Raw genomic sequence first — 14,579 nt, 5'->3', positions numbered from 1 at the left:
GGCTCACGGTGAGTGTGCGAGCTCATTCTCGAGCACTGACAACGGGTCGTGCTGCGCTATGCGTTCTATCGACTCCACTGTTCCAGAATTTGCTGGACTTGCCCTCGATCAGGAGAAATGACAAATGAGAACTTTGACGGTGAGGCTATCGGCGGTCGCGGCCCTGACAGCTATGACGGCACTCGGCAGCCCAGCACTGGGCGCAGCGGCACCAGCATTCGATCCGAACAACGACGGCTCGGTAACGGTGAGGGAAGTGCTCGATGCGCCCCTACTGCCGTCCTCACTGGCACCCGCACTCGACTACAACGGCGATGGTGCGTTGAGCATCGAGGAAGCGCGCGGGATCTGGAGGGACCCTTCCAACAACAACAACAACAACAACAGCAACTACCACGGCTGGTGCCCGAGCGGCGATATATGGGTACCTTGCCCCTGATCGACACAACGCCGCCGGCTCCCCAAGGGAGCCGGCGGCGTTGTCGTGCAGCGAGATCTAGCGGGAGCTGACGTCCTGGTAGTCGCGCTCGGTGTAGCCGGTGTAGATCTGGCGCGGACGGCCGATCTTGCCGGTCGTGTCCTCGTTCTGCTCGCGCCAGTGCGCGATCCAGCCCGGGAGACGGCCCATCGCGAACAGCACCGTGAACATGCGCGGCGGGAAGCCCATCGCGCGGTAGATCAAGCCGGTGTAGAAATCGACGTTGGGGTACAGCTTGCGCTCGACGAAGTAATCGTCGGTCAGCGCGGTCTCCTCGAGCTTGAGCGCAATTTCGAGCAGTTCGTCGCCGTTGCCGAGCTTGCCGAGGATCGTGTGCGCGGTCTCCTTGACCAGCGTCGCGCGCGGGTCGAAGTTCTTGTACACACGGTGTCCGAAGCCCATGAGCTTGACGCCGTCTTCCTTGTTCTTGACGCGACGCAGGAAGTCCGTTGCGTCGCCGCCCTCGGCCTTGATCTTGTCCAGCATCTCGAGGACGGCCTGGTTGGCTCCGCCGTGCAGCGGGCCCCACAGCGCGTTGATGCCGCCGGAGATCGAGGTGAACAGGTTGGCCTGCGAGGATCCGACGAGACGCACCGTCGACGTCGAGCAGTTCTGCTCGTGATCGGCATGCAGGATGAGAAGCATGTCCAGTGCCTTGACGATCTCGGGATCGACCTCGTACGGCTCGGCCGGGAAGCCGAACGTCAGGCGCAGGAAGTTCTCGACCAGGCTCTTGGAGTTGTCCGGGTACAGGAACGGCTGACCGACGGACTTCTTGTAGGCGTACGCCGCGATGGTCGGCAGCTTGGCCAGCAAGCGAATGGTCGAGAGCTCGACCTGCTCCGGGTCGTTCGGGTCGAGCGAATCCTGGTAGTACGCCGACAGCGCGTTGACGGCGCTCGACAGCACCGGCATCGGGTGCGCGTTGCGCGGGAAGCCGTCGAAGAACCGCTTGAGGTCCTCGTGCAGCAGAGTGTGCCGACGGATCTTGTCGGTGAACTTCTCGAGCTGATCCTCGGACGGCAGCTCACCGTAGATCAGCAGGTAGCTGACCTCGATGAACGAAGACTTGCCCGCGAGCTGTTCGATCGGGTAACCGCGGTAGCGCAGGATACCTGCGTCACCGTCGATGTAGGTGATGGCCGACTTGGTCGACGCGGTGTTGACGAACCCGCCGTCCAACGTCGTGTAGCCGGTGGTGGCCAGCAATTTCCCCAGCTCGATGCCGTTGTTGCCCTCGGAGGCCTCGGCAATCGACATGGAGTATTCGCCACCGGGATAGGTGAGGGTGGCTTTGGCATCATTCTCAGCGGGCACGAATGGTCCCTCTCGAACTCGTGTAACGGACACGTACTTGAAGCGGACAGTTCTAACGTCGATAGTGAAACTAGTCTCTCGACGCCTCGGACGCCCAGGGAGGGTCGGCACCGGGTCGAGAAACCGTGATCGCCGCTGCTTTCGCGGCGAACTCGAGCGCTTCTCGCCAATCTTCCTTGCTCATCTCTTTCACCGCGTTCGATGTGATAATGGTCTCCTTCTGCAAAAAGCTGAGCAGAGCTCCGTGCACGGTGTCACCAGCGCCGATCGTGTCCACGACGTCGACCGCGACACCGGGGACCGTGATCTCCTCGGATGCGGTGAAGACCGAGATGCCGTCGCCGCCGCGGGTCATGACCACCGCGGTGACCCCTGCCGCGAGCCAGTCGTCGACGGTGGTCCCCTGCGTTCCGAGGCCCAACCAGAACGAGTCGTCCTCGGACACCTTGAGAATGTCGATGCTGGGCAGCCACGAACGGAAGCGGTCGCGAAACCCGTCGGCCGTGATGTCTCCGCTGGTGCTGTCGATGGCAGCGGGCCGAATGTTCGGGTCGAGCATCGTGAGCTTGCCCGCCGCCCGGGCCCGGTGCAGCAGGCCCGCGTACATCGACGCGCCGGGCTCGTACAGCAGCGACAGTGTGCCGAACGAGAGCACGCTGATCTCGTCGGGTAGATCGCCTGGATCGGCGACGAGGCGGTCGGCTGTGCCGTCGGCGTAGAACGAGTACTCGGCGCTGCCGTCCTCGGCGAGCGTGGTCATCGCCAACGTCGTCGGCTCGTCGCCGCGCTGCACCCACGTGGTGTCCACTCCCGCATCGCGCAGGCTCGCCAGGATCTGCTCACCGAACGGGTCGCGGGAGATCCTAGAGAGATACGCGACGGGCGAACCCAGTCGACCGATCGCGACGGCGACATTGAACGGTCCGCCGCCGAGTTTGGGCGAGAGCAGCGGGCCCTCGTGCACCGGAACCAGGTCGACCAACGCCTCGCCGCACACCAGAATGGTCACTTCTCGTACCTCATTCCCCAGGTGCCCGACCAGGTTCGCCCCGGATCCAGCACGATCAGATCGATCTCGGAATTCAACGCATCGGGTGGACAGGTCATCGGCTCGATCGCCAGTGCCCGCCCTCGATCGGGATAGGCCTGATCGTTGGCGGGATCGGCGGTGAACACCTGCACCCAACCGAAGCTGCTGTCGGTCCACAGCACCGTCGCGGTGCCGTCGGGGCCCCGAAGAACATGGCTCGCTCGGCCGTCGGCCTCGGGTAGCGACGCGCTGAACGGGGTGTCGAGCTGCACTCCCTGCAGCGTCCGCGGCTGCCGGAAGTCGTACTCGGTATCGGCAGTCGGCACCGAATTGCCGACGGGCAGATTGCGCACCGAGTCGAGCGGCAGCCGCGTGCCGGCCGAGAGCTCGAGCGTGCACTGGTCGAGCGGCACGTCTCCCACCCTGACGAACGTGTGAAAACCCATCCCGTACGGCGCGGGTGAATCACCGGTGTTCTTCGCCGACGCGGTGACGGTGAGACCGTCCGCCGACAGCTCGTGCGCCACGGTCACCGTCAGCGAGAACGGCCAGCCCTGATGCGTCCCGACGTCAACGCTCTGCTCGACGCGAGAGTCGCTGTGCTCGTTCAGGGTCCACGCCGCCCGCCGGACGAAACCGTGACTGGCGTTGTTGCGCGAAGGCTCGCTGATCTCCATCCGATGCTCGACGCCTTCGAACTTGAACGTGCCGTCGGCCGTTCGATTGGGCCACGGGGCCAACACCAGTCCCGCCGACAGCGGCGGCTTCGAACCCGCCTCCCAGGTCTCGGTGAGCGGTGCGCCGTCGTATTCGAGAACCCGCAGGCCCGCTCCGACGGCAGCGATGTCTGCCCGATACTTACCGCTCGTCAACGAGTAGGTCTGTGCGTCAGCCATGAGTGCCATTCTTTACCACCACACCCACTCGGTATCGGATGAATGCCGGAAGAGCCAACGCGGCGATCGAGACACCGATGACGACCAGCACGCCGCCGCCCGCCGCAGCGGCCGCCGTCCCCACCGACGCCGCTGCGGCGCCGTGCAGCACGTCGCCGACGCGCGGACCTCCGGCGACCACCACGATGAAGACACCCTGTAGCCGGCCACGCATCTCGTCGGTGGCGACCTGCTGCAGCATCGTGCTGCGGAAGGCCGCCGAGATCATGTCGGCTCCGCCGCCGAGAGCGAGGAACGCCAATGCGAACCACAGGGCGACGGTGGTGGCCCCGTCGGTGGCCGCGCCGACGGCCAGACCGAAGCCGATCATCGCCACGCCCCACACGACGATGCAGATCAGCACCGCCAGGCCCTGCCTGCGCACTCGTGGCAGCCAGCCGGAGAACACTCCACCCACCACCGCGCCCGCGGACATCGCTGCGAACAGCATGCCCAGCACAGGACCGCCGGACGCCGGGTCGCCGAAGCTCTCGTGCGCGATCTGCGGGAAGAGCGCACGGGGCATACCGAACACCATCGCGATGATGTCGACGACGAACGAGGCCAGCAGCACCTTCTGCGTCGCGAGGTAGGCGAAACCGTCGAACACCGAACGCAATCCGGCGCGCTGACCCGACTTCGCCGGTGGAATCCCCGGCAGCCGGATCACTGCCCACAGTGTGGCGAACAGTGCGATGGTGTCGATCAGGTAGAGGGTCTCGAGCCCGATGTAGTAGATGAGGATGCCTGCGCTGAGCGGTCCGGCGATAGCGCCGAAGTTCATCACCGTCATGTTCAGTGAATTCGCGGCGGGCAGCTGCTCGGCGGGCAGGATTCGCGGGAGGATCGCGCTACGCGTCGGTTGATTCACCGCGAAGAAGGCCTGCTGAACGGCCAACAGCACCAAGATGATCCACACGTTGTTCAGGTCGAGGAACGCCTGCAACCAGAACAGGGCGGAGGTACCGATCAGACCGCAGGTGGTGATCATCAACAGCGTGCGGCGGTCCATCACATCGGCCAGCGCTCCGCCCCACAGACCGAACACGATCAGCGGCACCAGCGCGAAGACACCGGTGAGACCCACATAGGCCGAACTCAGCGTGATCTGGAAAACCTGTTGCGGCACAGCGACGATGGACAGCTGCGCCCCGATGACGGTGACGATGTTCGCCAACCACAGCCGCTTGTAGGCGGGGGTCCTCAGCGGAGTCGTATCGGCAAGAATGCCGCGCAATCCGCTCACGGCTGCAGACGCTCGATCACACCGCTTGCCACTCTCAGGCGAATTCGGTTGTGCATGCGGCTCGTTCGGCCCTGCCAGAACTCGACCGTCTCCGGTTCGACGCGAAAACCGCCCCAGTTCGGCGGAACCGGCACCTCGATGCCGTCGAACGTCACGGTGACCTCGGCCAGTCGCGCAGCCAGATCCTCCCGCGAGCCGATGGGCCGCGACTGCTCGGACGCCCATGCCCCCAGCTGGGAGCCGCGGGGCCGCGTGCGCCAATAGGTTTCGGTCGTCTCGGCGTCGACCCTCGCCACCGGGCCTCGGACGGTGAGCTGGCGGGCAATTCCGATCCACGGGAACGTGATCGACGCATACGGCGTCGCGGTGAGCGCACGGCCCTTGTCGGAGTCGTAGTTGGTGTAGAACACCACCCCGTCCGCGTCGAAGTCCTTGCACAACACGGTGCGGGTGGCGGGTCTACCCGCCTCGTCGACCGTCCCCAACACGATGGCGTTGGGCTCGGGCAGATTCGCGGCTATCGCGTCGGACAACCACTGCTGCGCCAGCGAACACCACCCGTCCGCCAGATCATCGACGTCGAGGTCCTCGGGCTCTCCGTAGTCCACCCGCATGTTCGCCAGGCGCTGTTCATCTGCAGACACAAGCCCAGACGCTACTCCCGCGTAGATCCCGGCTATGGTTCTGACGAAGTACGCCCGGATGCGGCGCAGAGCCGGGTGCAGTTGCGACGAGGGAGTCCACAGGCCATGGCTGTTCAACGAGTTCCCGAGGATTTCGTCTCCGGCCTCGAAGGTGTCGTCGCGTTCACCTCCGACATCGCCGAGCCCGACAAGGACGGTGGCGCACTGCGGTATCGCGGCGTCGACATCGAAGAACTCGTCGCACAGAACGTGACCTTCGGTGATGTCTGGGCACTGCTCGTCGACGGCGAGTTCGGTCGAGGACTTCCACCGGCCGAACCGTTCCCTCTGCCGATCCACACCGGTGACGTGCGCGTCGACGTCCAAGCCGGACTGGCGATGCTGGCGCCCATCTGGGGCTACCAGCCACTGCTCGACATCGACGACTCCACCGCCCGCGACAACCTCGCCCGCGCCTCGGTGATGGCCCTGTCCTACGTCGCTCAGTCCGCTCGCGGCATCTACCAGCCCGCTGTACCGCAGAGCCGCATCGACCAGGCCGCCACCGTGACCGAACGCTTCATGGTCCGGTGGAAGGGCGAACCGGATCCCGCCCATGTCGCTGCCATCGACGCGTACTGGGTCTCGGCCGCCGAGCACGGGATGAACGCCTCGACGTTCACCGCACGTGTCATCGCCTCCACCGGAGCCGACGTCGCCGCCTGCCTCTCGGGTGCCATCGGTGCAATGTCCGGTCCCCTGCACGGCGGCGCGCCCGCTCGCGTCCTGCCGATGATCGAGGAGGTCGAGAGAACCGGTGACGCACGCGCTCTCATCACCGGCATCCTGGACCGCAAAGAGAAGCTCATGGGCTTCGGGCACCGCGTCTACCGCGCCGAGGACCCCCGCGCCCGCGTGCTGCGCGCCACCGCCAAGAGACTGAACGCACCGCGCTACGAGGTTGCCGCCGCTCTCGAGCAAGCGGCACTGACCGAACTGCGCGAGCGCCGCCCCGACCGCGCCATCGAAACCAACGTCGAGTTCTGGGCCGCGGTGATCCTCGACTTCGCCGAGGTACCCGCGCACATGATGCCCGCCATGTTCACCTGTGGCCGTACCGCGGGCTGGTGCGCGCACATCCTGGAGCAGAAGCGCCTGGGCAAGCTCGTCCGACCGGCTGCCCTCTACACCGGCCCCGAACCCCGCAGCCCCGAGTCCGTCGACGGCTGGGACCTGATCCGGTAGTCGACGGTGTCATGACACCCGACTAGCCTGTGGAGGCCATATTCCATCGACGCTAGGACGCGCTACTCCATGGCCGATTTGCCGATCATTCCCGCCGATCTCCTGCCCGCCGACGGACGCTTCGGGTGCGGCCCGTCCAAGGTTCGCCCCGAGCAGCTGCAGTCCCTGGTCGACGTCGGCGCTTCCGTGTTCGGCACCAGCCACCGTCAGAAGCCCGTCAAGGACGTCGTCGGACGCGTGCGCAGTGGCCTGAAGGATCTGTTCTCACTGCCCGAGGGCTACGAGGTCGTCCTCGGCAACGGTGGCACCACCGCGTTCTGGGACGCTGCTGCCTTCGGCCTGATTCGCGAGAAGTCGCTGCACCTGACCAACGGCGAGTTCAGCTCGAAGTTCGCGTCGGTGGCCAAGAACAATCCGTTCATCGGTGATCCCATCGTCGTCAAGGCCGAGCCGGGCAGCGCGCCCGAGCCCACCTCCGACCCGTCCGTCGACCTCATCGGTTGGGCACACAACGAGACCTCGACGGGCGTGGCCATCCCGGTCAGCCGTCCGGCCGGCTCCGAGAACGCCCTCATCGCGATCGACGCCACCTCCGGTGCGGGCGGTCTGCCGGTGAACGTCGCCGACTCGGACGTCTACTACTTCGCGCCGCAGAAGTGCTTCGCCGCCGACGGTGGCCTGTGGGTGGCGCTGATGAGCCCGGCCGCACTCGAGCGCGTCAGCGAGATCGCTGCCACGGATCGATGGGTCCCGGACTTCCTGTCGCTGCCGATCGCCGTCGACAACAGCAGCAAGAACCAGACGTACAACACCCCGGCCGTGGCGACCCTGCTGATGTTCGCGGACCAGATCGAGTGGCTCAACGCGCAGGGCGGCCTCGATTGGGCCACCAAGCGCACCGCCGATTCGTCCTCGCGCCTGTACGACTGGGCCGAGAAGAGCGAGTTCGCAACGCCGTTCGTGACCAACCCGGACCACCGCAGCCAGGTTGTCGGAACCATCGACTTCGACGAGAAGGTCGATGCAGCCCAGGTTGCGAAGATCCTGCGCGCCAACGGCGTCGTCGACACCGAGCCGTACCGCAAGCTCGGCCGCAACCAGTTGCGTGTCGGTATGTTCCCCGCCATCGAGCCGGACGACATCACCGCACTGACCAAGAGCATCGACTGGGTCGTGTCGACTCTGAGCTGATCAGCAGGGCAGGAGTGGAGCCTGCGGAACGACCATTCCCAGCAAGCTCACAGCTACGGCGCTCCCTTCGCGGCCTACACTTGCTATCAAGTAAGCAAGCGTAACGACCTCGGAGGGAGCGCTCGTATGTACAGGCTCCTGACATTCGCTCTGCGCACTCGCGTGACCCTGCTGTACATCGCTCTTGCGGTGGCGGGCACCGTCGCACTGGGCCGGATCGGCCCGCACGATCGCTGGCACGTGCTGCACGCGGCGAGTACCAATCTGCACAATCTGGGCGACGGCCACCTCGCCACCCTCGTCACGAGCGTCTTTCTCACCGAAGGACGGGTGAACTGGTTGTGGTTGGCGGCGGTCGCACTGCTGTTCGCCGTCGCCGAATGGATCTCCGGTTGGCGACGCTTTCTCGTCACCTTCAGCGCGGGACACATCGGTGCGACGGCACTGGTGGCCATCGGCCTGCTCATCGGCATTCACAACGACTGGCTCGCGGACTCACTGGCGATGGCCGTCGACGTCGGTGTCAGCTACGCAGCAGCAGCGGTGGCCGGATCGATGATCAGGTACCTGCCGATGCCGTGGTGTGCGGGCTGGGCCGCACTGTGGATCGGCGTCGTCACGATCAGTGGGGTATCGGACCCGACCTTCACTGCCGTCGGGCACGCGATTGCCCTGAGCATCGGCTTCGGCCTGGGCGCACTGTACCGTCGCGTCGATGCATCGACGTTGTCCCACAGGACAATTGACGGAACATCGACCGAATGGGTGCAACCGAGCCCGCAGCTGTCTACCCTCTGATAGGGAAACGATCGTCGGCAGAAGCGATGCGTGTCGGACACCCGCCGAATACGGCAGGTGAACTAGGCTCGAATTCGACGGTATCGCGAGCCGGCGCGATGAGGAGGTCAAGGTGCGGGACTTACGTGTGGTGGGTCTCGAGGCCGACGGAAAGTTCGTCGTGTGCGCAGATCCCAAGACCGGCGACAGATTCCGGCTTCCAGCCGACGACAAGCTCCGCGCGGCCTCACGCGGCGACATCGCTCGACTAGGACAGATTGAGATCGAAATGGACAGCTTGCTTCGGCCCAAGGAAATTCAGGCCCGTATCCGCAGCGGAGCGACCATCGAACAGGTTGCCGCCGACTCCGGAATGGCCATCAGTCGCGTCGAGGTGTTCGCTCACCCGGTGTTGCTCGAACGCTCGCAGGCCGCGTCGATGGCTCAGGCCGGTCATCCGGTGCGCCACGACGGCCCGGCCGTGCAGACCCTGCTCGAGATCGTCACCCTCGCTTTCCGCGCTCGCGGCCACAATCTCGACGACGCGGCGTGGGACGCCTGGCGCGACGAGGACAACAAGTGGGTCGCGCAGCTCAAGTGGCAGGCGGGCCGCACCACCAACAAGGCGCACTGGCAGTTCCTGCCCGACGGCCACGGCGGCACCATCAGCCCGCTCGACGACACTGCTCACGAGCTGATCGATCCGGACTTCGGACGCCAACTGCGCGGTCTGGCACCGGTTCGCGCACTGACGTCCGCCGAGGACTCCGACGACGAGACCTCGCAGCAGAGCTTCGACGAGTACTACGGCACCACCGCCGACAGCGAGATCGACGCCGAGACCATCGAGGTCGAGGTGGACGATGCGCCCACTCCCGAGCCCGAACAGCCGCGCGAGACGGTGACCAGGGAGCCCAGGCCCGCACCCAAGCCTGCCGCCGGTCACACCAGCGGCAAGGACAAGCGCGGCAAGCCGGCCATGCCATCGTGGGAGGACGTCCTGCTCGGCGTTCGCAGCAGCGGTCACAACTGAGTTCTGCTGTGACCGATGTGCCGCGCGGTGCAGAACCGCCGACGCTCACACCGTAGGCTTCCCAGGAAGTAACGGAGAGAGAGGTGCCGGTAGTGGGGGCCAAAGCATCAACCATCTGGTACGTGGACGCACCGGATCCCATTTCTGTACTCCGAGAGGCCACCACCTCGGATTGGAACGCTGCGACCGCACTCGTCGGACGTCTGTACCCCCACCTGACGGCAGTGCCCCTCGGACAGGGCCCGATATCGACCTCGGCAGGCGTGGACGACGATCACGTCTTCATCGGTTGCTACCCCGGCGTCACCGTGGTCTGCGGATCGAATCTCGCGGTGCCCACACCGTCGACGCTTCCCGAATCCTTCACTCGCCCGCTGGCGTCCGAGCACACCTACCTCGTCGCCTCGGATCCCCAACACGCCTGGGGTGCGTTCGCGTACTGGGAACGCGGCGAATTCCGCCGATCCTTCAGTGCCACTCCGGTGTACATCTACGAGGACGCAGGCCTGCCACTGGTGTGGGAGCGATCGTTCTGGGCCGGTGAGCATCCGCTGATCTATCCGCCCGGAGTGATGCCGGATCCGCAGTCGCTGCCGTTCCACCCTCAGGAATTCGCCGAGGCAGCCAACGCCGAGTGGCTCGGATTCCGCTACACCGGCGCACCACACGCGGACGAATTCGATCCGAACACCCTGCCGGTCTGCGGCTTCACGATGTACGTCCCGGGGCAGGAACCACCGCCACCGAACCAGCAGAACCGAAGCTCGAACGGCCGTGGCGCACAGGAACCGATGCCCGACGCCCCCGACGAGCAGGCACCGCGACCGAAGAAGCGTTGGTTCTCGCGCAAATAGCGGCTCGGGTGGGCACCGTTGCACGCAACCACCGCTGATCGACGGGATTCCGCCGAATGTCGCCGGTAGTGCGCAACTGTGCCCGGTGTCGGAGACCGACTGCTAGAACGCCAGCGCCGCCAGTGCCACGAAGCTCAACATGGAACCGATACCGGCTCCGTACACGGCCCAGCGCCACACCGGTATCGCAAGCCATCGCATGACCGTCGGTGCCGCACCCGCGACGACGATGATGTTCAGACCGATCGCGAGCAGCGGGTGAATTCTGGCGAGCTCAAGACCGAAGGTCGTCAGTGCCACCCCGACGAGCGCCGCCGAGATCACGGCGATCGGGATTCCGGTCCAGCGGACGTCCGGGTCGTGGTCGGTCACGTGAGGCGCACGCGTTCGTAGAACCCCATCGCGGCGGCCGTCGCAACATTGAGTGAGTCGGTGCCGGGAGCCATCGGAATGCGCGCGCGAATGTCCGTGGCGCGCATGGCATGTTCGGTCAGACCCGGCCCCTCCGCGCCGAGCAACAACGCCACTTTCTCCCCCGTCATCGCCGACGCCAGCGACACCGCCGTGGGATTGGGCGTAAGCGAGATCAGCTGAAATCCATGCGCGCGAACGCGATCGAGTCCGCGCGGCCACTCGGGCACCTTGGCGAACGGCACCCGCAGCACATGCCCCATCGATACCCGCACCGACCGTCGATAGAGCGGATCCGCGCACGCGGCCCCGAACAGCACGGCATCCACGCCCAGGCCGGCCGCGTTACGGAACATCGACCCGAGATTCTCGTGATCGTTGACGCCCTCGAGAATCGCCACCGTCTTCGCGTCGGCCAACACCTCGTCGAGATCGAGGGCAGGCGGCCTGTTCGCCGCCGCCAGCACACCACGATTGAGATGGAACCCGACGACCTCGGCCATCACCTCCGCGGACGTCCGGTAGAACGGGACGTCCGAATCCGCCAGATCGTCGCGCAACGCGTCGAGCCGTCGATCCACGCCCAGCAGGCTGATCATCGGGAAGCGCGAGGTCAGCAGTCGCTGCGCAACCAACACACCCTCGGCGATCACCAATCCCTTGCCCTCGGGCAGGTCGGGCCGCCGATCCGACGAGTTGAGATCGCGAAAATCGTCCAGCCGGGGGTCGGAGGGGTCGTTGACATCGATTACATGAACCACCCGCTCATCTTGTCACCCGGCATTTCAGACGGTCCGTCGGCGAAGGCCTCCCTCTGTATGGAAAAGTAAAGAGCGATGACTACCGACGAATCGATCACCATCCGCACCGCCACCGACGACGACTGGGATGCCGTCGCGCTGCTCGACGCCCACGCCTTCGGCGAGCACCAGAACGCCGAGGACCTGGCCGAGACGCAGATCCTGACCCAGTCCGAGCACGTGTACCTGGCGTGGGACGGCGAGACCCCGGTGGGTGTGGCCATGCATTTCCCGATGTCGGTCACCGTTCCCGGTGGTGCGCAGGTCGAGGCGTCCGGAGTCTCCTGGGTGTCGGTTGCGCCGACGCATCGTCGACGCGGCATCCTGCGATCGATGTTCACCCAGCAGCACCGCGCTCTGAACGACGCAGGCGCACCGCTGTCCCTGCTCACGGCCAGCGAGGCGACGATCTACGGACGCTTCGGCTACGGGCCGATAACCGAGGAGATCAGCGTCTCGATCGACCGTCGATTCGCGCAGTTCCGCAAGGATGCTCCCCCGGCGACCGGTGTGCGGCTGATCGAATCGGCCGAGGCCGCCGAACTGCTCCCCGACATCTACCACCGCTGGCAGCAGCAGACGGCAGGCGCGCAGCCCAAGCCGCCGATCCGCTGGGAGCGGTTCTTCGCCGACCGAGAGAACCGACGCGGCGGACTGACGGCTCTGTTCTTCATCGTCCATCCCGACGGTTACGTCGCCTACCGACGCGGACGCAACCCCAGCCGGGTGGTGGTACAGGAATTCATCGCGGTGACCGATGCCGCCTACGCCGCGCTGTGGCAGATCCTCGTCGGGGTCGACCTGGTCGACACCATCGAGGTGCAACAGTCACGAGACGAAGCCCTGCCGTTCCTGCTGACCAACAACCGACTGCCGAAGGTCACCGGACACCACGACGCACTGTGGGGCCGCATCATGCACGTCGAGGCAGCGCTGGAGGCACGCACCTACGCTCTCGACACCTCGTTGATCATCGCTGTGCGAGATCCCTTCCTCGATGCGGGCGGTACCTATTCGCTCACCGTGACCGACGGCCGAGCCACCTGCACCCGGGTGGAATCCGAACCGGACATCGAACTCGACATCGATGTGCTTGCGAGCATCTACTTCGGCACCCATCGCGCCCGCTTGTTCGCCGCGGCCAACCGCCTCACCGCACGCAACGACGCGTCACTGCACGCATTGGACCTGACGTTCGGAACCGCGCGCCCGGCCGTCATGGGTTGGGGTTTCTAGACCTACCTGTTCGGCGCATCGAGTGCGGTGGCCGAGCCGCCGTGCATCCAGAGCGCCGCGCCCAGGGTCACCGAGAGCAGCACCGTCACGTAGGCGATGAACTCGACACTGCCGCCACCGCTGGTGGCGTGATAGATCAGCGGTGCCGTACCTCCGAAGAGGGAGTTCGCCACGGCGTAACCGAAGCCGACGCCCAGCGCACGAATGTGCGCTGGGAACACTTCGGCCTTGGCGATGCCGTTCACCGACAGGTAGCACGTGAGGACGAAAAACGCGCACACCAGGATGACGAAGACCGCCGGCGGTGACGTCACTTTCGTGGTGGCCAGCACCAGCACTCCGGTCGCCGGTATCCCCAGTGCCCCGAATACGACGAGGAGCGGCTTTCTTCCGATGCGGTCGCTCAGTGCGCCGCCGACCGGCTGCAGCACCATCAACACCACGAAAGCGGCGAACACGAGACCGGTCGCAACGAGCTCTCCTCTGGCACCGTCCGCAGCGAAGAACGTCTCGCGAACGACAGAGGGCACCGTGACGGTGTAGGTGTAGAACGCGGCACTCCCGCCTGCGGTCAACAAGAACACCCAGACGAGCGGACGCCAGTGATCGCGGAACAGCGCCCTCATCGTGGCGTCTCGGTCCGCGCTCGGTGCTCCCGGTTCACGAGGCGCACGATCGAGTCCGCGAGCCCACCACAACGAGGCGAGGCCCGCCGCGCCTCCCGCGGCGAAGGCGAGGCGAAAGCCCCATTCGGAGATCGCCGCGCGGTCCGTGCTCGCGAGGAGTACGAGCAGACATGCCTGCGCGAGCACGAGGCCGCCGACGATCGTCGCGGCCTGGAAGGAGGCGAAGAACCCCCGATGCCCTCGCGTGCCCGATTCGGAAAGCAGCACCGTCGCCGCCGCGTACTCGCCGCCGGTTGCGATGCCCTGGACGATGCTCACGACGGCGAGGATCACCGCGGCCCAGGCCCCGATCGCGTGGACGGTGGGAGTCAGTGCCAGAGCGACCGATCCGGCCGACATCAGCGTGACCGCAGCGACGAGCGCGAACTGTCGGCCTCGCACGTCCGCGAGCCTGCCGAACAGCCACGACCCGAGCGGCCGCACGACGAAGGTCAACGCGAAGAGTCCGTAGACGTACACGAGTGAATTGGTCGAAGCCGGATCGAAGAACTCGGTCCGAAAGTACGGCGCGAACGTCGCGTAGAGGTACAGGTTGAACCACTGCACCAGGTTCGGTACCGAACCCGCCAGAATGACGCGTACCTGCGTACGACGGTCGGGGCTCACCGGCTCGGTGCGATTCACGTGCTGAAAATACCCGAACTCCCGGCATACCGGGCGCTGTCGAGAGCACATGACTTTTGTCATGGCCGGACCGTGACGGTGTCACTGCAGATG

At 65.7% G+C, this 14,579-nt stretch carries 15 protein-coding genes; 7 read left to right on the top strand and 8 right to left on the bottom strand.

Annotated features, from left to right (window positions below; all coding sequences use genetic code 11):
• The first annotated feature begins 124 nt into the window (after nt 1–124).
• Nucleotides 125–439 carry an EF-hand domain-containing protein gene (locus R3P95_RS10295; RefSeq protein ID WP_149405050.1) on the top strand — a complete coding sequence of 105 codons (315 nt, stop codon included), beginning with the start codon at nt 125–127 and terminating at the stop codon, nt 437–439.
• A 57-nt stretch (nt 440–496) separates the two neighbouring features.
• On the opposite strand, the gene R3P95_RS10290 is transcribed toward R3P95_RS10295, so the two are convergent.
• From R3P95_RS10290 to pdxH, 5 genes are all read right to left on the bottom strand, one after another.
• Nucleotides 497–1,795, bottom strand: a complete 1,299-nt coding sequence (locus tag R3P95_RS10290) for a citrate synthase (RefSeq protein WP_094633051.1) — start codon at nt 1,793–1,795, stop codon at nt 497–499.
• A 70-nt stretch (nt 1,796–1,865) separates the two neighbouring features.
• Nucleotides 1,866–2,804 carry a carbohydrate kinase family protein gene (locus R3P95_RS10285; protein ID WP_068047796.1) on the bottom strand — a complete coding sequence of 313 codons (939 nt, stop codon included), beginning with the start codon at nt 2,802–2,804 and terminating at the stop codon, nt 1,866–1,868.
• Nucleotides 2,801–3,730: an aldose 1-epimerase family protein gene (locus R3P95_RS10280; RefSeq protein ID WP_317548271.1), complete on the bottom strand. Its 930-nt coding sequence runs from the start codon at nt 3,728–3,730 to the stop codon at nt 2,801–2,803. Before R3P95_RS10280 ends, R3P95_RS10285 begins: the two co-directional genes overlap by 4 nt.
• A complete protein-coding gene (locus R3P95_RS10275) occupies nt 3,714–5,006 on the bottom strand; it encodes an MFS transporter (protein ID WP_149405048.1) in 1,293 nt (430 codons plus the stop codon). Before R3P95_RS10275 ends, R3P95_RS10280 begins: the two co-directional genes overlap by 17 nt.
• The gene (gene pdxH / locus R3P95_RS10270; protein WP_317548305.1) at nt 5,003–5,620 is read right to left on the bottom strand and encodes a pyridoxamine 5'-phosphate oxidase; all 618 of its coding nucleotides are present in this window, start codon (nt 5,618–5,620) and stop codon (nt 5,003–5,005) included. The genes R3P95_RS10275 and pdxH overlap by 4 nt, the downstream gene beginning before the upstream one ends.
• A gap of 135 nt (nt 5,621–5,755) precedes the next feature.
• Here pdxH and R3P95_RS10265 point away from each other — a divergent pair, with 135 nt between their 5' ends.
• The 5 genes from R3P95_RS10265 to R3P95_RS10245 all read left to right on the top strand — a co-directional run bounded on the left by R3P95_RS10265 (nt 5,756) and on the right by R3P95_RS10245 (nt 10,729).
• Nucleotides 5,756–6,874: a citrate synthase 2 gene (locus R3P95_RS10265; RefSeq protein WP_094639391.1), complete on the top strand. Its 1,119-nt coding sequence runs from the start codon at nt 5,756–5,758 to the stop codon at nt 6,872–6,874.
• A gap of 69 nt (nt 6,875–6,943) precedes the next feature.
• On the top strand, nt 6,944–8,065 hold the full coding sequence (gene serC, locus R3P95_RS10260; RefSeq protein ID WP_149405047.1) for a phosphoserine transaminase: 1,122 nt from the start codon (nt 6,944–6,946) through the stop codon (nt 8,063–8,065).
• 126 nt (nt 8,066–8,191) lie between these two features.
• Nucleotides 8,192–8,863: a rhomboid-like protein gene (locus R3P95_RS10255; protein ID WP_317548270.1), complete on the top strand. Its 672-nt coding sequence runs from the start codon at nt 8,192–8,194 to the stop codon at nt 8,861–8,863.
• 112 nt (nt 8,864–8,975) lie between these two features.
• Nucleotides 8,976–9,875, top strand: a complete 900-nt coding sequence (sepH, locus tag R3P95_RS10250) for a septation protein SepH (protein ID WP_317548269.1) — start codon at nt 8,976–8,978, stop codon at nt 9,873–9,875.
• Nucleotides 9,876–9,967: 92 nt separating this feature from the next.
• Nucleotides 9,968–10,729 (top strand): DUF6928 family protein, encoded by a 762-nt coding sequence (locus R3P95_RS10245; RefSeq protein ID WP_094639387.1) that lies wholly within the window; start codon nt 9,968–9,970, stop codon nt 10,727–10,729.
• 102 nt (nt 10,730–10,831) lie between these two features.
• Here R3P95_RS10245 and R3P95_RS10240 read toward each other — a convergent pair whose 3' ends face one another.
• Nucleotides 10,832–11,101, bottom strand: a complete 270-nt coding sequence (locus R3P95_RS10240) for a DUF2537 domain-containing protein (RefSeq protein ID WP_068047820.1) — start codon at nt 11,099–11,101, stop codon at nt 10,832–10,834.
• The gene (locus tag R3P95_RS10235; protein ID WP_317548268.1) at nt 11,098–11,901 is read right to left on the bottom strand and encodes a TrmH family RNA methyltransferase; all 804 of its coding nucleotides are present in this window, start codon (nt 11,899–11,901) and stop codon (nt 11,098–11,100) included. Before R3P95_RS10235 ends, R3P95_RS10240 begins: the two co-directional genes overlap by 4 nt.
• 75 nt (nt 11,902–11,976) lie before the next feature.
• On the opposite strand from R3P95_RS10235, the gene R3P95_RS10230 reads away from it, so the two are divergent.
• A complete protein-coding gene (locus tag R3P95_RS10230) occupies nt 11,977–13,176 on the top strand; it encodes a GNAT family N-acetyltransferase (RefSeq protein ID WP_300516945.1) in 1,200 nt (399 codons plus the stop codon).
• A gap of 2 nt (nt 13,177–13,178) precedes the next feature.
• On the opposite strand, the gene R3P95_RS10225 is transcribed toward R3P95_RS10230, so the two are convergent.
• Nucleotides 13,179–14,486: an MFS transporter gene (locus R3P95_RS10225; protein ID WP_317532576.1), complete on the bottom strand. Its 1,308-nt coding sequence runs from the start codon at nt 14,484–14,486 to the stop codon at nt 13,179–13,181.
• Nucleotides 14,487–14,579 lie beyond the last annotated feature (93 nt).

The organism is Rhodococcus cercidiphylli (assembly GCF_033042225.1).
Lineage (GTDB): Bacteria > Actinomycetota > Actinomycetes > Mycobacteriales > Mycobacteriaceae > Rhodococcoides.
This window is presented reverse-complemented; position numbering and strand designations above follow the sequence as displayed.

Excerpts from the sequence above, each read along its gene's own strand:
- R3P95_RS10295 (WP_149405050.1), top strand. The coding sequence starts at position 125 with ATGAGAACTTTGACGGTGAGGCTATCGGCGGTCGCGGCCCTGACAGCT.
- R3P95_RS10280 (WP_317548271.1), bottom strand. The coding sequence starts at position 3,730 with ATGGCACTCATGGCTGACGCACAGACCTACTCGTTGACGAGCGGTAAG.
- pdxH (WP_317548305.1), bottom strand. The coding sequence starts at position 5,620 with ATGCGGGTGGACTACGGAGAGCCCGAGGACCTCGACGTCGATGATCTG.
- R3P95_RS10265 (WP_094639391.1), top strand. The coding sequence starts at position 5,756 with ATGGCTGTTCAACGAGTTCCCGAGGATTTCGTCTCCGGCCTCGAAGGT.
- serC (WP_149405047.1), top strand. The coding sequence starts at position 6,944 with ATGGCCGATTTGCCGATCATTCCCGCCGATCTCCTGCCCGCCGACGGA.
- R3P95_RS10255 (WP_317548270.1), top strand. The coding sequence starts at position 8,192 with ATGTACAGGCTCCTGACATTCGCTCTGCGCACTCGCGTGACCCTGCTG.
- R3P95_RS10230 (WP_300516945.1), top strand. The coding sequence starts at position 11,977 with ATGACTACCGACGAATCGATCACCATCCGCACCGCCACCGACGACGAC.